Source organism: Glaesserella sp. (assembly GCF_041814905.1).
GTDB lineage: Bacteria > Pseudomonadota > Gammaproteobacteria > Enterobacterales > Pasteurellaceae > Glaesserella.
In genome coordinates, this window is record NZ_JBGXYA010000036.1 from 1 (window position 1) to 18,509 (window position 18,509).

General features: G+C 42.1%; 18 protein-coding genes. 7 read left to right on the forward strand and 11 right to left on the reverse strand.

Annotated elements, in window-relative coordinates; translation table 11 throughout:
• The 3 genes from ACEYJ7_RS05360 to lolD form a co-directional block, all read right to left on the reverse strand.
• On the reverse strand, window positions 1-246 hold a 246-nt coding region (locus ACEYJ7_RS05360), incomplete at its 3' end, for a transposase (RefSeq protein ID WP_373778054.1).
• Between the two features lie 51 nt (window positions 247-297).
• Window positions 298-1,548, reverse strand: a complete 1,251-nt coding sequence (gene lolE, locus ACEYJ7_RS05365) for a lipoprotein-releasing ABC transporter permease subunit LolE (RefSeq protein WP_373778055.1) — start codon at window positions 1,546-1,548, stop codon at window positions 298-300.
• A complete protein-coding gene (gene lolD, locus ACEYJ7_RS05370) occupies window positions 1,548-2,234 on the reverse strand; it encodes a lipoprotein-releasing ABC transporter ATP-binding protein LolD (RefSeq protein ID WP_373778056.1) in 687 nt (228 codons plus the stop codon). The genes lolE and lolD overlap by 1 nt, the downstream gene beginning before the upstream one ends.
• A gap of 132 nt (window positions 2,235-2,366) precedes the next feature.
• Here lolD and ACEYJ7_RS05375 point away from each other — a divergent pair, with 132 nt between their 5' ends.
• The 3 genes from ACEYJ7_RS05375 (at window position 2,367) to ACEYJ7_RS05385 (ending at window position 4,748) form a co-directional block, all read left to right on the forward strand.
• Window positions 2,367-2,705 carry a carboxymuconolactone decarboxylase family protein gene (locus tag ACEYJ7_RS05375; protein WP_373766182.1) on the forward strand — a complete coding sequence of 113 codons (339 nt, stop codon included), beginning with the start codon at window positions 2,367-2,369 and terminating at the stop codon, window positions 2,703-2,705.
• Between the two features lie 201 nt (window positions 2,706-2,906).
• Window positions 2,907-4,217, forward strand: coding sequence for a phosphopyruvate hydratase (gene eno, locus ACEYJ7_RS05380; protein WP_373778057.1), 1,311 nt, complete (start codon window positions 2,907-2,909; stop codon window positions 4,215-4,217).
• 117 nt (window positions 4,218-4,334) lie between these two features.
• Window positions 4,335-4,748, forward strand: coding sequence for a DUF2251 domain-containing protein (locus ACEYJ7_RS05385; RefSeq protein WP_373778058.1), 414 nt, complete (start codon window positions 4,335-4,337; stop codon window positions 4,746-4,748).
• 63 nt (window positions 4,749-4,811) lie between these two features.
• Here the strand turns inward: ACEYJ7_RS05385 and recQ are convergent, their stop codons facing one another.
• From recQ to lexA, 3 genes are all read right to left on the reverse strand, one after another.
• Entirely contained in the window at window positions 4,812-6,626 is a 1,815-nt protein-coding gene (recQ, locus tag ACEYJ7_RS05390; protein WP_373778059.1) for an ATP-dependent DNA helicase RecQ, read from the reverse strand.
• Between the two features lie 6 nt (window positions 6,627-6,632).
• A complete protein-coding gene (gene cyaY, locus ACEYJ7_RS05395) occupies window positions 6,633-6,941 on the reverse strand; it encodes an iron donor protein CyaY (protein ID WP_373778060.1) in 309 nt (102 codons plus the stop codon).
• Window positions 6,942-7,020: 79 nt separating this feature from the next.
• Window positions 7,021-7,650, reverse strand: a complete 630-nt coding sequence (gene lexA, locus ACEYJ7_RS05400) for a transcriptional repressor LexA (RefSeq protein ID WP_373778061.1) — start codon at window positions 7,648-7,650, stop codon at window positions 7,021-7,023.
• Window positions 7,651-7,803: 153 nt separating this feature from the next.
• Between lexA and plsB the strand changes: the two genes are divergently transcribed.
• Window positions 7,804-10,269: a glycerol-3-phosphate 1-O-acyltransferase PlsB gene (gene plsB, locus ACEYJ7_RS05405; protein WP_373778062.1), complete on the forward strand. Its 2,466-nt coding sequence runs from the start codon at window positions 7,804-7,806 to the stop codon at window positions 10,267-10,269.
• 70 nt (window positions 10,270-10,339) lie between these two features.
• Here the strand turns inward: plsB and ACEYJ7_RS05410 are convergent, their stop codons facing one another.
• The 5 genes from ACEYJ7_RS05410 to trpE form a co-directional block, all read right to left on the reverse strand.
• On the reverse strand, window positions 10,340-10,948 hold the full coding sequence (locus ACEYJ7_RS05410; protein WP_373778063.1) for a glutathione S-transferase: 609 nt from the start codon (window positions 10,946-10,948) through the stop codon (window positions 10,340-10,342).
• A gap of 1 nt (window position 10,949) precedes the next feature.
• A complete protein-coding gene (locus ACEYJ7_RS05415) occupies window positions 10,950-11,813 on the reverse strand; it encodes a DUF808 domain-containing protein (protein ID WP_373778064.1) in 864 nt (287 codons plus the stop codon).
• Between the two features lie 147 nt (window positions 11,814-11,960).
• Window positions 11,961-12,965, reverse strand: coding sequence for an anthranilate phosphoribosyltransferase (gene trpD / locus ACEYJ7_RS05420; RefSeq protein ID WP_373778065.1), 1,005 nt, complete (start codon window positions 12,963-12,965; stop codon window positions 11,961-11,963).
• A 99-nt stretch (window positions 12,966-13,064) separates the two neighbouring features.
• Window positions 13,065-13,643 (reverse strand): aminodeoxychorismate/anthranilate synthase component II, encoded by a 579-nt coding sequence (locus ACEYJ7_RS05425; protein ID WP_373778066.1) that lies wholly within the window; start codon window positions 13,641-13,643, stop codon window positions 13,065-13,067.
• 9 nt (window positions 13,644-13,652) lie between these two features.
• Window positions 13,653-15,200, reverse strand: coding sequence for an anthranilate synthase component I (gene trpE / locus ACEYJ7_RS05430; RefSeq protein ID WP_373778067.1), 1,548 nt, complete (start codon window positions 15,198-15,200; stop codon window positions 13,653-13,655).
• Between the two features lie 309 nt (window positions 15,201-15,509).
• Between trpE and ACEYJ7_RS05435 the strand changes: the two genes are divergently transcribed.
• The 3 genes from ACEYJ7_RS05435 to dctM all read left to right on the forward strand — a co-directional run bounded on the left by ACEYJ7_RS05435 (window position 15,510) and on the right by dctM (window position 18,493).
• Window positions 15,510-16,508 carry a TRAP transporter substrate-binding protein gene (locus tag ACEYJ7_RS05435; RefSeq protein WP_373778068.1) on the forward strand — a complete coding sequence of 333 codons (999 nt, stop codon included), beginning with the start codon at window positions 15,510-15,512 and terminating at the stop codon, window positions 16,506-16,508.
• A 78-nt stretch (window positions 16,509-16,586) separates the two neighbouring features.
• A complete protein-coding gene (locus ACEYJ7_RS05440; RefSeq protein WP_373778069.1) occupies window positions 16,587-17,213 on the forward strand; it encodes a TRAP transporter small permease in 627 nt (208 codons plus the stop codon).
• Window positions 17,210-18,493, forward strand: a complete 1,284-nt coding sequence (gene dctM, locus ACEYJ7_RS05445; protein ID WP_373778070.1) for a C4-dicarboxylate TRAP transporter large permease protein DctM — start codon at window positions 17,210-17,212, stop codon at window positions 18,491-18,493. Before ACEYJ7_RS05440 ends, dctM begins: the two co-directional genes overlap by 4 nt.
• The last annotated feature ends 16 nt before the right edge of the window (window positions 18,494-18,509 follow it).

Below are 18,509 nucleotides of genomic sequence, written 5' to 3' on the forward strand. Positions count from 1 at the left end.
GGGCGAAAGGTCGGTTGGCTCCGGCACTTCAATTTCTTTCTTTTTCTTCGGTTTCACTATTTTCGGGGGTTGAGGCTTTTTATAAGGGGATTTTACGCCATCAAGTCCTCTTTCACGAAAGGCTTTTAGCCAATGAATTACTACAGAATGGGGAATGTGATGAAGTTTTGCCACCTCGCGGATACCAACATCCTGCTCGATGACCAATTTGATAATGTCTAAACGAAATTGATAAGGATGGGACATAATCTGCACTTCAAATTAGGTATCCAAGTTTTGGGGTGCAGATCATGTTTTTTAATGTCCACTTAACACTTTCGCCGGTTCTAATTTCGATGCGCGAACCGCCGGATAAAGGCTGGCAACCAAACTTAACACAATGGTTGCAAGTAAAACCCACACAATGTCCAACCAATGAATTTCACTTGGTAGGAAATCAATAAAATAGACTCCGTCAGACAGTAGTTTTGCCCCGACCAAGCCTTCAATCCATTTGATAATCGTCGTTAAATTCAGCGAGGTAATCACCCCAAGAATAATGCCAAACAGCGCACCTTTCATTCCGGACAGCAAACCATACCATAAAAAAATCTGCCGAATAAAACGGTTATTGGCACCCAGTGTACGCTGAATGGCGATATCGCCCTGTTTATCTTTTACCGCCATCACCAAGGTGGAAACAATATTAAAACAAGCGACACCAATCACTAATACCATGGCGATATACATAACGGTACGAATAAGCTGAATATCGTTATACATATAACCGAACTTATCGATCCACGTTTGCAAATAAAGCGATTCGGGGAAAGAGGCTAATTCAGGGTATGCTATTTGACGTATGTCGAAGGGGGCATTAACCGCTAACTCTACACCAGAAATTTGATTCGGATTGAGTTCGAGCAGTTCTTGAGCTTTTTCCAAAGTTAACAACGCATAGCTGTGATCAAGCTGCCCGTCTAAACGCAAAATACCGGTAACGTCCAAACCAAAACGTAACGGTTGCGCTAATTTACCGTCATCCGTTGATTGCGGTAAAACCACGCTCACTTCGTCACCGACTTCAACGCCCAAATCACGCGCAATACCCGCTCCGAGAATCAACCCTCCATGTTGGTGAAATGCCTGCCACTGTTCGGGCAAAACAAATTGTCCCAATGTGCTGACGTTGTCTTGTTTAAGCGGTTCAACGCCCCGCACCTGCGCAATTTTGAGTTTCGAACCGTTTTCAATCAACGCCGTAAAGCTCACAAAAGGAGACACCGCAATAATTTCCGGCTTTTTCTCAAGATATTCGATCAAATCCTGACTCTTTTCGAGAATCCCTTGTTTATCGGTGGAAGAGGCAACAATCTCAGCATGGGGAACAACCGAAAGAACCCGTTGGTTTAACTCCCGTTCAAAGCCGTTCATCGCACTTAAACCAATAATCAACACGGCAACACCCAACGCAATACCTACGCTTGAAAACAGGGAAATCAGCGATACCAAGCGATTTTTCTGTTTACCACGCTGATAACGCCAACTGATAAAAAATGGGGTATTCATTAGTTTCCCTCACGTAATACGCCGTCTTGCATAATCAAACGGCGGTTTAGTTTGTTGGCTAAATTCAAATCGTGAGTCACTAATAGGAAAGCAATCTGCTGTTCTTGATTTAAACGTTGAATCAGTTCAAAAATACTCTCGGTTGTTTTTTGGTCGAGATTACCCGTCGGTTCATCAGCAAGGACTAACGCAGGGTTATTCACCAACGCACGAGCAATCGCGACACGCTGGCGTTCACCGCCCGATAACGCTGAAGGGCGATGGGTAATTCGATGAGCCAATCCGACCGCTTGTAACATCTTCTCTGCGCGATCTTTCGCTTCCGTTTTATTTTGGTTTCCGATTAACATCGGCATCATCACATTTTCCAACGCAGAAAAATCCGCCATTAAGTGATGAAATTGATAGACAAAGCCAAGATGTTGATTGCGTAATTTTGCAAGGGCATTGCTACTGAGCTTTTGCAACGATTGTCCTTTGATAAAGACCTCGCCGTCACTCGGTTGATCTAAACCGCCAAGGGTGTGTAATAAGGTACTTTTGCCTGATCCGGAGCTACCGACAATCGCCACAAGCTCACCTGCATTCATTGAAAAGGAGACGTTGTTAAGCACCTGAGTGGCATTTTCGCCCTCTTGATAAAATTTGCTGATATTTTCACAGCGAAGAAGTTCGTTTGAAGACATTCTGTTTTACTTTTTGAAAGAAATTATTACGTTTCATCTTAAACAAAAAACGTGACGGATGCCACCCGAAAACAGTAAAATTAAATCGGACTTACATCCTCTTTCTACTTCTATTAATCGGAGAAAATTATTATGTCATTTCAAAATTGGACTGAACATACGGCCCACGTGAAAAAATCATTCGGCGAATTAGGCAAAAAGCACCCGAAAATGTTGCAAGCTTATGCGGCTTTAGATCAAGCGGCTGCCGCGGAAGCATTGGATGAAAAAACGCGAGAATTGATTGCGATTGCGGTCGCGATCACAACACGTTGTGAAAGTTGTATCAGTGTTCATGCCGAAAAAGCGGCGAAAGCCGGTGCAACGGAAAGTGAAATTGCCGGTGCATTAGCCACGGCAATTGCCTTAAACGCCGGGGCTGCCTATACCTACGCATTAAGAGCATTGGAAGCCATTGAAGAGCAAAAATAAGGCGATACCATAAACAAATTTAGCGGCATATCTGCTATGCCGCTTTTTCTTCTCCGTTCTCGCGCTAAAAACGCCCGTTTCGATCAAATATCCCGTAAGTTTTTGTGACGCACATCACTTTTTTACAAGACAAAACTGCAAAATCCATTTAGTATATAGCTGTTTTTTTCACATTAACTCTCAATTAAGAGGATATTAACAATGGCAAAAATCGTTAAAGTAATCGGTCGTGAAATCATTGACTCACGTGGTAATCCAACCGTAGAAGCGGAAGTTCATCTTGAAGGTGGCTTTGTTGGTTTAGCAGCTGCGCCGTCAGGTGCATCAACAGGTTCACGCGAAGCATTAGAATTGCGTGATGGCGACAAATCACGTTTCTTAGGTAAAGGTGTATTAAAAGCCGTTTCTGCAGTCAACAACGAAATTGCTAATGCAATCGTCGGTAAAGATGCCTCTAACCAAGCTGAAATCGACCAAATTATGATCGACCTAGACGGCACGGAAAACAAATCTAAATTCGGTGCAAACGCAATTTTAGCGGTTTCTTTAGCAAACGCAAAAGCTGCGGCGGCATCAAAAGGTTTACCGCTTTATGCTCACATTGCAGAGCTTAACGGTACTCCGGGCGTGTACGCTATGCCATTACCAATGATGAACATCATCAACGGTGGTGAGCACGCAGACAACAACGTTGATATCCAAGAGTTCATGATTCAACCTGTTGGTGCAAAAACATTAAAAGAAGCACTTCGTATCGGTGCTGAAGTATTCCACAACTTAGCTAAAGTATTAAAAGGCAAAGGTTTAAATACTGCAGTAGGTGACGAAGGCGGTTTCGCACCGAACTTAGCGTCTAACGCAGACGCTCTTGCATGTATCAAAGAAGCGGTAGAAAAAGCGGGTTACGTGTTAGGTAAAGATGTAACTTTAGCTATGGACTGTGCGTCTTCCGAGTTCTACGACAAAGAACGTAACGTATATGACATGAAAGGCGAAGGTAAAACATTCACTTCTCAAGAGTTCACACACTACTTAGAAGGCTTATGCAAAGAGTACCCGATCGTGTCTATCGAAGACGGTCAAGACGAATCAGACTGGGAAGGCTTCGCATACCAAACTAAAGTATTGGGTGATAAAGTTCAATTAGTCGGTGACGACTTATTCGTAACCAATACGAAGATCCTCAAAAACGGTATCGAAAAAGGGATTGCGAACTCCATCTTAATTAAATTCAACCAAATCGGTTCATTAACCGAAACCTTAGCGGCAATCAAAATGGCGAAAGACGCAGGTTACACCGCGGTAATCTCACACCGTTCAGGCGAAACCGAAGATGCGACTATTGCAGATTTAGCGGTCGGTACAGCGGCAGGTCAAATCAAAACCGGTTCAATGAGCCGTTCAGATCGTGTTGCGAAATACAACCAATTAATCCGTATCGAAGAAGCTTTAGAGCGTGCAGGTACGCCGGCACCGTTCCCTGGTCGTAAAGCGATTAAAGGTCAAGCATAATCGGCGTTGATTGATTAAATACAGCCACCTTGAGCAATCCGGGTGGCTTTTTTATTCATACATTACCGTTTACAAGCGGTAAGATATCGATAAAAATTTGCAAATGGAAAAAGAACAATGCTCTACTCAGTGCTAAACGATCATATCACTCTTGGCACCCCCTATCGCAACGGTGCACATTCCATTAAACATGAACATTTGGTAGTGATGTTTGAAGACGACGGCGAAACCGGTTATTTCTACGCGATGGATTTACACCAAGCTGCTCAACCGGTGGTGGACAGTCTATTCGTGTATAACATCGCCAACATTGAACAACACACCTTAAAAGAACCGCGCCGCTTCCAAATTTGTTGGGATGAAGAAGGCTATAAAGCGTTCTTAATGCTGAACGACTACCCTCACGCCGTTTTTGACTTCCGAGAATTCGTCGGTTATAACCGCAGCAAGTTCCCCGAACCTGAACTGGGAAGCATGTGGCAACATAAAGAAACAACGCCTGAATTAGTCGATAAATGGTTTCGGTCTTAAAGCGACAAGCGGTCATTTTCGCGTAATTTTTTGCAAAAAATCATCCGAAAACGACCGCTTGTTTTATTGACGGTTTTGCACATGTTCACGAATCAACGACAAAAATGCTGGCCCGAAGCGCTCCAATTTACGTTCCCCAACACCGTTAATTTCCAACATTTCATCTTCAGTAGTCGGTAAAAACTCTGACATTTCTTGCAATGTTGCATCGTTAAATACTACATAAGGCGGAATATTCTCATTATCGGCGATTTGCTTACGCAAAAAGCGCAAACGGGCAAACAGATCTTTGTCGTAACGCCGTGACGATTGCTGTTTTTGTAGGTAAGCCGAGGCGGAAAAACTCAAGCGCGGCATTGCCAGCTCCAATCCTGTTTCAGCTCGCAAAATCGGTCTTGCCTCTTCCGTGAGTTGTAACGCCGAATGATTAACAATATTTTGTCGAATAAGCCCCAAATGAATCAATTGACGTGCCACACTCATCCAATATTCTTGCGATTTATCCCTACCGATACCGTAAACAGACAAACTGTCATGCTGATATTCACGGATTTTCTGCTGATTCAACCCGCGCAACACGGCAATTACATGATGTAAACCGAACTTTTGACCGGTACGGTAAATCACCGACATCACTTTTTGTGCATCTAACAATCCATCATACTTTTTCGGAGGATCTAAACAAATATCACAATTTTTACACGGTTCCCGTCGTGACTCGCCAAAATAATTGAGCAGTACTAAACGACGGCAGGTTTGCGATTCTGCAAAAGCGCCTATTGCCTGCAATTTATGTTGTTCGATCTGACGCTGATCGCTTTCCGGTTTTTCCAGTAAAATCTTATTCAGCCATGCATAATCAGCCGGATCGTAAAACAGCAATGCTTCCGCCGGTAAATCATCACGCCCCGCTCTACCGGTCTCCTGATAATAGGATTCAATGCTGCGCGGCAAATCAAAATGTACAACAAAACGTACATTTGATTTATTAATTCCCATTCCGAAAGCGATGGTCGCAACGACAATTTGAATATTGTCTCTCTGAAACGCATTTTGTACTGTTTCTCGCTGCTGAATTGTCATGCCTGCATGATAACCCATCACAGAAAAACGACGAGCAGACAATTTTTCGGTAATTTCTTCCACTTTTTTACGGCTGTTACAATACACAATCCCACTTTTTCCCGGCTGACCACTGATAAATTTAATCAGTTGTTCCATCGGCTTAAATTTTTCCTGCACCGTATAACGAATATTCGGGCGATCAAAACTTCCTAAATATGTATGAGGATTTTCCAGCTTAAGATGTTGAATGATATCCGCACGGGTTGTCGGATCGGCAGTGGCGGTAAGTGCTACAAGCGGTATATTTGGGAAGGTTTTTCGCAAACCGCCGAGTAATGTATATTCGGGGCGAAAATCATGTCCCCATTGAGAAACGCAATGCGCTTCATCAACGGCAATCAAGCTGATTTGACAGAGCGAAATAAACTGGAAAAAGCCGGAAGTCATCACTTTTTCAGGCGAAAGATAGAGTAATTTTAATTGCCCCGAGAGGGCTTTTTGCTCGACTTGTTGTTGTTCTTCCAAGGTTTGAGTGGAATTAAGATAAGCGGCTTCAATGCCATTGGTAAGAAGCTGATCGACCTGATCTTTCATCAATGAAATGAGTGGTGAGATAACCAGCGTAATGCCCTCTAAACAGAGTGCGGGAACCTGATAACATAAAGACTTTCCACCGCCTGTCGTCATAATAACCAAGCAATCGTCGCCAGATAAAACAGCTTCAATCACTTCAGATTGACCTTGGCGGAAAGATTGATAGCCAAAGACGTTATGTAAAACCTCTTTGGCTTTTTCGGAATTGGATATAGGCATTATTCGTTAGTTAAAAGAAACGGTTTCGCCATGGCGGGCAACCGCTTCTTCTAAATGAGACCAGAAAGAACGCCCCTCGGAACTAAGCCATTCACCGTCTCGATAAGCAAAATGAAAACCGCCTAATTTGCTTGCAAGCCAAAGTTCCAGCATTGCCTCTTGCTTATTGATAACAATTTGAGAATCATCATCAAAAGTGATGGTAAATACAGCACCTTGTGATTCGCAATCAACATCACAGTCCTGTTGTTCCAACTGTTCTTCGATTTGCGCCCACACTTGTTCAATTTCTTGGTGAAATTCAGCTAAATTCATAATTGGTCTCTTAAATACAAAATATCGAAAAAATGAGTTCGCTATTTTGAGTTTTTCCGGCTCGCTTTTCAACGATTTTCTACATCCATGCATTATTACGGATAATACCGACGGCAATACCTTCAATTTCAATAAAAGAAGATTTCGGGTCGACCACAATCGCTTTGAGCTCATCATTTTCCGGATGAAGATAGACTAATTCACCTTTTTTCTCTAAACGCTTTACCGTTACCTCATCATCCACTCGCGCCACGACGACTTGCCCGTTGCGAGCGCTGTTGGTTTTGTGAACAGCTAATAAATCACCGTCTAAAATACCGATTTTCTCCATTGAATTACCGTTTACACGCAGTAAATAATCAGCATGCGGGGAGAACATTGCCCCGTTTACCGGATAGTGGCTTTCAACGTGCTCAATAGCCATAATCGGCGAGCCTGCAGCTACTTTCCCGACTAAAGGCAACCCTTCTTCATCATTAGCTGCTTCATTTTCAATTAAGATACGAATACCGCGAGATGTACCCGAAAGCATTTCAATATAGCCTTTACGAGCAAGCGCTTTTAAATGTTCTTCTGCCGCATTAGGTGATTTAAACCCGATTTCACGGGCGATTTCGACACGAGTCGGCGGCATTCCGGTAGTTTCAATATGATTTTTAACAAAATCGAAAATTTCTTGTTGGCGGGCAGTTAAATGTTGACGTTTCATTTCATCCTCACTGTCTTTATATACAGAAAACATTGACATTATATACAGTAAAAATCAATTTGTAACTAAATAAATTCAGATTTATCTAATAAATTTGTGGTAATATTCTTGCTGATATTAATCCAATCATAATTATTCAAAAGGATATAAAATATGTCTGGTTTACTCAGTTTATATCATAAAATTTTAAATTTACCTCTTTCACTATTAGTAAAATCCCGTTCCATTCCGACTAATCCGATTAATGAGTTGGAATTGAACCTTGATCAACCTATTGTTTACGTTTTACCTTATACGTCTCAAAGTGATTTATTAATTCTGCAAAAAAACTGTTTGAGCCTAAATTTGCCTGATCCGCTAAAACCAAATGAAATTCAAGGTCAAACTTTACCGCGTTATGTTTTTTTGGATGAAGGTCGCCGTTTCTTTAAATCTAAAGGAGCGAAAAGTGAAACCGAATCCATTTTCTATCGTTATCTGGATCTTAACCGCCAAAATGAGCAGTTAAATGTGCAAGTTATCCCGGTTTCAGTATTATGGGGACGCGCACCGGGTAAAGAAAAAGGTATTCCTGTCTTACGTTTGCTTGGTCCGTTTCAGCGTTTAGTCACCATGATTTGGTTCGGACGCGATAATTTTATCCGCTTTTCGCAGGCTGTTTCATTGCGTTATATGGTTTCCACCCACGGTGATGACGCTAAAATTGCACAAAAACTTGCGCGTGTAGCCAAAATACACTTTGCCAAACAACGTTATTCGGCAACTGGTCCACGGCTGCCGGATCGTCAAGCAATGTTTAACAAATTACTGCAATCGCCTGCAATTTTAGCTGCAATTGAAGATGAAGCGCAAAAACCCAAAGGCTCTCTGGAAAAAGCCCGTAAAGAGGCCGAAAAAATTCTGGATGAGATTGCAGCCCACGTTCGCCACGAAAGCTTGCGTACCGCAGATCGTCTGCTTAGTTGGCTATGGAACAAACTCTATCAAGGGATTAACGTGCAATATGCCGAGCGCGTGCGGAAATTGGCGCTGGAAGGACACGAACTGGTTTATGTTCCTTGTCACCGTAGCCATATAGACTACTTGCTTTTGTCTTATATTCTTTATCATCAAGGTTTGGTACCGCCACATATTGCTGCCGGGATTAACCTGAACTTTTGGCCTGCCGGTCCGATTTTTAGAAGCTGGGGCGCATTTTTTATTCGCCGTACTTTTAAAGGGAATCGTCTCTATTCAACCATTTTCCGTGAATATTTAACGGAACTGTTCTATCGCGGTTATTCGGTTGAATACTTTATTGAAGGCGGTCGCTCACGTACCGGGCGTTTACTCGAACCTAAAACTGGTATGATGTCGATGACGCTACAAGCCTTACAACACGGTTTAAAACGCCCAATCAGTATTGTGCCGGTTTATATCGGATATGAACACGTATTAGAAGTGGACACGTACGAAAAAGAACTGCGCGGTGCGGAAAAAGAAAAAGAAAATGCCGGTTTGGTTTTACGCGTAATTAAAAAATTGCGCAACCTTGGTCAAGGTTATGTGAATTTCGGTGAACCGATTTTGCTAAATCACTATTTAAATCAACACTTCCCTGAATGGAAAGAAAACTCGGAAAATCATCGCCCGAAATGGCTGAATAGTGCGGTTGAATCCGTATCCGAACAAGTGATGGTTAACATCAATAAAGCCGCTGCGGTCAACGCAAAAAACTTAATCGGTTCAGTGTTATTAGGTTCGCGCCAACGTTCACTCACCCGAGAGCAGCTGATCGAACAGGTAGAAAGTTATTTGCAGTTATTCAAAAATGTTCCATATTCTACAGATATTACCATACCGAATGACTCGGCGGAAAAGATGTTAAATCACGTCTTAACCTTGCCTCGTTCCGGTGTCATATCAGAAAAAGATAACTTTGGTGAAATCATTCGTTTAGAGCGCCAATCTGCAGTATTGATGACTTATTACCGCAACAATATTCAGCACTTGTTTGTATTGCCATCATTGGTTGCAAGCATTGTTTTACACCATGAAGCGGTATCCAAAGATTTGATTTTACAAAGCGTTAAACGTATTTATCCGTTCTTAAAAGCAGAACTCTTCCTCCATTTTGAAGAAGATCAGGTTCGCTCGCATATTGAAGCGACTTTAACCGAGTTTACTCAACAAGGTTTAATTAAAAACGAAAGCGATATGTTTGTGATCAATCGTCGCCGTTTGCGTGCATTACAGTTGCACGCAGCCGGGGTCAGAGAACTGTTACAACGTTATTACATCAGCTTAAGCATTTTGATTGAACAGCCGGAAATCAGTCGTAATGCGTTGGAAAAAGAGAGTCGTTCGATTGCGCAGCGTCTTTCGGTGTTGCACGGAATCAATGCGCCGGAGTTCTTTGATAAAGCGCTGTTCTCCACCTTTAGCACAACTTTGAAAGAACAAGGCTATTTTGATGAAGAAGGGCACAGCGTACACAGTAAAGTGGAAACAACCGAAGAACTGTTACGCGGCTTGATTTCTGTAGAAATTCAACAAACCATTCAAGGTGCAATGGAAAAAACAGAAGAAGCGGAGAAAAAGTCGGAAGAAGAACACCCCGAAGAAAGCGATCAGGAATAATTCCTACTACAAGCGGTCAGTTTGAAGCGATAATTTGCAAAAAATCGGCCCAAACCGACCGCTTGTTAGCTTAAAGAGATAACCACGCCTGCCATTCAGGTAAAGCCAGCAAGCGTTGTTGATAAGCTAACGTTTGCTCACTCAAATAACGGTGCAAACCATAGGTTTCAATTCTGCCGGCGACCGGCATGAAAAATGCATCAACAGCGGTAAAACGTTCGCCACATAAAAACTCACCGCCAAAACGATTCAACCCTTCTTCCCACAGCTCATGAATTCTTGCGAGATCTTTTTCCAATTCTGTCGGGATTTTTACCAATGCAATGTGATCAAGCGGTTGGAAATTGCAAATATTTCGCAAATGCTCAAACCCGGAATGCATTTCTGCACAAGCAGAACGACTCCAAGCTCGGGCAAATCGGTCTTCCGCCCAAACCTGCGGATACTGTTCAGCTAAAAATTCTACAATCGCTAAACTATCCCAAACCACATTGCCTTCGACACATAACACTGGGATTTTTGCAGTAGGTGAAAATTGTTTAAATTGTTTACGTTGCTCGGCCAAATCGTCCAAATAACGTACGATTTTTGTCTCAAACGGAATATCCAATACTTTAAGTAAAATCCACGGACGGAGCGACCAAGAGGATTTCGGTGGATTCACATAAAGTTGTAACATATTAAGCCTCTTTTTTGCTGAATAGTTTTATTAACGGCAGCAATACTGCACAAGCAATTAGTCCGACAATGACACCGACGACCAAGTCAGCAAGACTGACTAAGCTTGGTGCTAAATTTAACCCTTCAATAAAGTGATGTACAAACGGTAATGTGTGGGTAAAAATTCCACCACCGACTAAGAACATGGCGATGGTGCCGATTACCGATAAACTCTTCATAAACCACGGCATAATAAACAGTAACGCTTTGCCGACGAATTGGGAAAATTGGCTTTTCTTCTGTAACATCCATAAACCGATATCGTCTAACTTGACAATTAACGCAACCAAACCATATACAAATACGGTAATACCGATACCGATAGCAGAAAGCGATAAGATTTTGGTTAACGTCGGTGAATCTTGTAATACGCCGAGAGCGATAATGATAATTTCTGCCGACAGAATAAAATCGGTACGGACTGCGCCTTTGATTTTGTCACTTTCCGACACCACTTCTTGCGGCTCATCCGCATCTTTTTTATGTAGAAATTTATGCAATAACTTCTCAACCCCCTCAAAACAGAGGTAAGCCCCGCCGATCATTAACAGCGGATTAATCAATACAGGTAAATAAACAGAAAGTAATAATGCAATCGGAATTAAGATCACTTTATTGATGAATGAACCTTTGGCAACCGACCAAACAATCGGCAATTCCCGTTCCGGACGAATATCTTTGCCGCTGACCTGATTGGCATTTAACGCCAAATCGTCACCAATTACGCCCGCTGTTTTTTTCGCAGCAACTTTAGACATCACCGATACATCGTCAAGTACCGAAGCAATATCATCCAATAATGTAAATAATGAGCTAAATGCCATTTTTGTTTTCCTTTTTTATCCTTGTGGCAAAGGTGCTTATCTTCACGTTTCTTATTCAAAAGTCAAGTCACTGAACCTGTTTTTTCAGTAATGAATCGGATTTAGCACGTCTGAAAAACAAAAAGCCCGCCTATCGCGAGCTGTTAATTATTTGTACTGCGCTAATTTTTGCAATGTTTCAAACGCTTTATCTGTGGCTAAATGAGCTTTTACTTTTTCAACATTGGTTTTTAAATTCCTTTCTCCAAATAAACGCATTACCATTGCAACATTCACTGCCACTGCGTCAATATGAGCAGGTTCACCTTTTCCTTGCAACAAAGCGGTGATTTTTTCGGCATTTTCAGCGGGTTCTCCGCCTTTTAACGCTTCAAGAGAATGGCGTTGAATACCAAAATCTTCAGGGGTTAATGTGAAGTAACGGATTTCTCCGTTTTCTACTTCGGCAACCTGTGTTTCACCGTGAATCGCCACTTCGTCCAAACCTGAGCCGTGAACGACAATCGTATGCTGATGATTTAAGCTATTGACTGTTTCGGCGTAGGTTTTCAGTAATTCAGGGGCATAAACGCCGAGTAATTGATGTTTCGGACGGGCGGGGTTTACCAACGGACCTAAAATATTAAAAAGCGTACAAGTTTTTAAGGCTTGGCGAACGGGAATGGCATATTTAAAGCCTTGATGATATTGCGGTGCAAATAAAAAGCAGAGATTGATCTCATCAAGTGCTTGGCGGGCGGTATCGGCAGAAATACCTACATTAATACCTAATGCCGTTAATAGATCGCTTGCACCGGTTTTACTCGACACGCTACGGCTACCGTGTTTAGCAATTTTCAGCCCCATACTTGCCGCAACAATAGCACTTGCCGTTGAAATATTAATCGTATTCGCTCCATCGCCACCGGTGCCGACAATATCCGCAAAAGGATAGTTGGGTCTTGCAAAAGGTTGTGCATTTTCAAGGGTAGCCGTGACGGCTCCTGCGATTTCTTCAATGGTTTCACCACGCAATTTTAGAGCGATAAGCATAGCGGCTAACTGCTCGTTAGACAGTTGCCCTTGCATTAATTGTTGGAATAAAAAGTGGGATTCTGCTTGGGATAAGGTTTGGCGACTAAAGAGTTTTTCTAATAGTGATTCGTGTTGCATAGGAAATCCTTTTGTTTACATAAGACAATTTGCAAATTTTTCATTAAAACTGACCGCTTGTTCAGGTACAAGCAAGATGCTCGCGCCAGCGTTTATAACTTAATTCAATAACCACTCAACCGACTGTTTCAGTAATTTTGTCCCTTCTACCGTCAAGATCGATTCAGGGTGAAATTGAAAACCGCAAATCGGTAAATGTTTATGACGAATTGCCATCACAATGTCGCCGAAACGGGCATTCACTTCTAATTCATCGGGTAAATTATCACCCATCAACGAATGGTAACGTGCTACAGGCATCGGATTATTGAGTCCTGCAAACATCGCTTGGTTATCGTGTTCGATTTTCGACACTTTACCGTGAAGGACTTGCCCCGTATGGACGACATCACCGCCTAAGGCTTCAATAATCGCTTGGTGTCCTAAACAGATCCCAATCATCGGCACTTTGCCTTTCAGCTCTCTGATAATTGCCAGTAAATTACCAGCTTCCTGTGGATTACCTGGTCCGGGAGATAACGCAACAATACAATCTTCAGTGGTTAACGCTTTCTGTAAAAAGGCTTGCAACGGGTAGTCATTGCGAAAAATCGTTACTGAATGTCCAAGCTGGCGAAATTGATCGACCAAGTTGTAGGTAAAGGAATCGAAATTATCAACGAAAAGAATATTTGCCATTTTGATCTCCTACTGATTCACTTGAGTAATCGCTTTTAACACCGCTCTGGCTTTATGGCGGGTCTCATCGGCTTCTAATTGTGGATCGGAATCCAACACTTCACCACAGCCTGCTTGCACATAAGCCGTGCCGTTTTGCACAAAGGCGGAACGAATCACAATACAACTGTCCAAATTGCCGTCAGAGGTTAAATAGCCGACAGCCCCACCATAACTATGGCGTTTTTGCTGTTCAAACTGGTAAATCAGTTGCATTGCCTTAATTTTCGGTGCGCCCGTAAGCGTTCCCATATTCATACAGGCTTGGTAAGCGTGTAGGGCATCAAGATCGGGACGAAGTGTACCGATCACACGTGAAACTAAGTGCATAATGTGTGAATAGCGGTCGATCTGCATCAAATCAGCAACACGGCGAGAACCGGAAACAGACACCCTAGCCACATCATTTCGGGCTAAATCCACCAACATCAAATGTTCGGCTAACTCTTTTTGATCCAAACGTAGTTCAAGCTCAAGGCGAGAATCCAGCTCTAAATCAATGTTACCTTGCTCATCAAACCCACGTGGACGTGAACCGGCAATCGGATAAATTTCTAATTGGCGATTTTGTTGTGAATATTTCAATGCACTTTCAGGAGAAGCTCCGAACAGCGTGAAATTTTCCCCTTGCATAAAGAACATATACGGACTTGGGTTATTCGCTTTTAGTTGGCGATAGCTCGCAAGGGTATTCGGGCAAGGCAAGCTGAAACGGCGAGAGGGTACGATTTGGAACACATCACCGATATGAATATGATGTTTAAGCCGGCGGACAATGTCTTTAAACGGCTCATCGTCTAAATTTACTTGAACATCGGTCGAAGCAGATGTCACGTCAAGATCGAGATCTTTCCCTACATTGTTTGTTAATTTCTCGGCAAATCGTACCGCTTGTTCGGTTAAATGATCCTGCTCACTCGGATCAAAACAGAAGGTGTGTAAGGTAGCTTGTTGCTGTTGATGGTCGATAAAAATCAACTGTTCCGCAAGATAAAAACTGTAATCAGGGCAAGACAATCCATCATCTTTTAACTCAATATTTTCCATTGGTATAAACGATGCCACCAAGTCATAGCTAAACAAACCGCCTAAATAGATCGGTGAAACTGAATTGGCAAAGAGCTGGCTCACACTACGCAAACCATCAAAAATTGTCGTGGTTTTTAATTTGCTGTCTTCATCTAAGGCTTCGTTGAGCACAGGGAAATTCGCTTGCAAGCGGTCTGATTCTGCAAAAAATTTGCAGACTGGAACTGGATTTAACTGATGTAAGGCTTGTTCGATCAACGGCAAAACTGCTTTACCATTCACCGTTAGAGCTTGGAAATTCACCTGTTGCCCTTCGCAAAAAATATGTAGCGCAGATTGAGCAAAGAGCAGACTTTTTACGCTGTTTTTACTTTGAATTTCTGCCGAATCCAGTAAAAGAGTATGGGGTTGATTACCACATAAATAGTGAAAAATCGCCGTAGTATCGGCGTAATAAGGAAGTTCCCTTTGTTGAATCTGCACGCTCATTTCGCTATCCTTGTTTAAACTTTTGTACTATTAAACTAGTACAATAGAAATAAGTCAAGCAAGATTTTACACAAAATGCCTCACTGCATATCAATTTATCTTATTAATCGAATCACTCAACAAAAAACTTTTTTTGGCGTATTTTAATCAAACGTTCAAATTGCTGAAATATCGTTTCAAAAGCTAAAAAATTTTGAGATCTATGTCAAAATTTTGTAAAAATATTGTTTACTTTTTTGGAATTTACGGCAAATTGTGCAACGCATTCTCAGCATCATAACTCTCTCTAAATATTTAATGAGGTACACCATGTTAGGTAATAAACTAAAAAAAATCGCCAGTGCGATTGCTATCAGTGCGGCGCTTTCTCTTTCTGCTTGGGCAAATGCGCCTATCGTGATCAAATTTTCACATGTCGTTTCAAATGAAACACCAAAAGGGCAAGGGGCGCTCATGTTCCAAAAATTAGTGGACGAGCGTTTAGCAGGAAAAGTGAAAGTCGAAGTTTACCCAAACTCTTCACTTTATGGTGACGGTAAAGAAATGGAAGCACTATTATTGAATAACGTACAAATGCTTGCTCCATCACTGGCGAAATTCGATAAATATACGCCAAAAATTCAATTATTCGATCTTCCGTTCCTGTTTGATGACATCAAAGCCGTTGAACGTTTTGAACAAAGCGAAGCGGGTAAATCATTACTCACCTCAATGGAAGATAAAGGGATTACCGGTCTTGCTTATTGGAACAATGATTTGAAACAACTTTCGGCAAATAAAGAATTAAAACTACCTAAAGATGCGCGCGGTTTAAAATTCCGTGTACAAAACTCTGAAGTGTTAGATGCGCAGTTTAAAGCACTACGTGCAGTTCCACGTAAAATGGCATTCGGTGAGATGTACCAAGGTTTACAAACCGGCGTAGTAAACGGTGCGGAAAATCCGTATTCAAACATTTTCTCGCAAAAAATTCATGAAGTTCAAAAATATATCACTGAATCTAATCACGGTTTACTCTCTTATATGGTTATCGTGAATACCGATTTCTGGAAAAAAGTACCTGAAGATATTCGTACCGAATTAGTTAAAATCTTAGACGAAGTTTCTATCGAGGTGAACAAACAGTCTCATGATCTCAACCTTGGTGATAAAGCGAAAATCGAAGCAGCCGGTACCACTAAAATCGTTACCTTAACACCGGAAGAGCGTAATGCATGGCGTGAAGCAATGAAACCGGTATGGAAAGAGTTTGAAGCAGCAATTGGTGCTGATTTGATCCAAGCTGCTGAAGCGTCAAATAAACAATAAGCGAATTATTGCTAATCTTTGAGTGCGACGGCTAATGGCTAGCTCGTCGCACTTTGCGTTACATCCTAGGAGTAAAAAATGTCTTCTTTAAAGTGGTTTTGGGAGCGTTTTGAGGAGTGTTTTATTGCCATTCTCTTAATGGTAATGACACTGGTAACATTCTTTTATGTTATTTTTAATAACCTCTACAATGTTTTCTTTGATTTAGCGGATGCCTACCCAAGTATGGCAGGTGTCTTTGAGCCAATCGGTGATGTTATTATGACCACCGCCCAAGAAATGACTTGGAGTATTGCACTGACTAAAGTCTGTTTCGGTTGGTTAATTTTCTTCGGTGCATCTTATGGCGTACGTACTGCTGGACATATCGGGGTTGATGTATTAGTGAAAAGATTATCTCCGTCCAGCCAAAAAGCAGTTAGTTTTATCGCTGCTCTATGTTCTTTAACCTATGGTGTATTCATCGCTATCGCAAGTTATGAATGGATTCATGCGATGTATGTTACCGATGTCGGTGCCGATGATTTACATCATTTCAACATTAAATTATGGCAAGTCGGTTTAATTATGCCGATCGGTTTTATTCTTGTTTCTATTCGTTTTATTGAAATTTTAGTCCGTATTGCACGAGGTAAGCAATCAGGCTTAGGCCTTGCTGATGAAAGTGAAGATGCGTTGAAATTAACACAAGGAGAAGAAAAATGACCATCCTAGTTTTATTCGTGCTCTTGTTCGTATTCATGTTCATTGGTGTGCCGATCGCAATTTCACTAGGTTTATCCGGTGCAATTACGATTATGCTGTTTAGCCAAGACTCCGTAAGCTCATTAGCCATTAAATTATTTGAAACATCAGAACACTATACGCTTTTAGCGATTCCGTTCTTTTTACTTGCCGGCGCATTTATGACAACCGGTGGTGTAGCAAAACGTTTAATCGATTTTGCTAATGCGACCGTAGGTCACATTCGTGGTGGTTTAGCAATCGCAGCGGTACTTTCCTGTATGCTTTTTGCAGCACTTTCAGGTTCCAGCCCTGCAACCGTAGCTGCGGTAGGTTCGATCGCAATCGCAGGAATGGTGCGTTCAGGCTATCCGGTAGCTTTCGGTACAGGTATTATCTGCAACGCAGGTACGTTAGGGATCTTGATTCCGCCATCTGTGGTTATGGTTGTTTATGCTGCGGCAACAGAAACTTCCGTTGGTCGTTTATTTATGGCGGGCGTTATTCCGGGGATTCTGCTTGGCATAGCGTTAATGATCGCCATTTATATTGTTGCCCGCGTCAAAAACTTACCGGCTCAACCAAGAGCAACGGTAAGAGAATGGTTTGCCGCAGCTCGTAAAGCGATCTGGGGTTTATTATTGATGGTCATTATCCTCGGCGGTATTTACAGCGGTATCTTCACACCGACAGAAGCGGCGGCGGTTGCAGCAGTATATTCATTCTTCGTCGCGGTATTTGTCTATAAAGACGTAAAATTACGCGATTGCCCGAAAGTCTTACTTGAGTCTGCAAAATTAAGCGTAATGTTAATGTTCATCATCGCTAACGCAATGTTATTTGCTCACGTATTAACGACAGAACAAATCCCACAATTAATTACGGCGAGTGTTGTTGAATGGAATCTACAACCTTGGACATTCTTATTGGTTGTGAACATTGTATTGCTTATCGCCGGCGCATTTATGGAACCGTCTGCGATTATCTTAATTCTTGCACCAATCTTATTCCCGATTGCAATGCAATTAGGTATTGACCCAATTCACCTCGGCATCATCATGGTAGTCAACATGGAAATCGGGCTAATTACTCCGCCAATCGGCTTGAACTTATTCGTGGCGTCGGCAGTATCGAAAATGCCATTAACCGATGTGGTACGTGCAGCAATGCCGTGGTTGATGATCTTACTTGGTTTCTTGATCGTCATCACTTACATCCCGGCAATTTCATTAGCCTTACCGAACTGGATTGGTATCAACTAATATTCGGATTCACCCC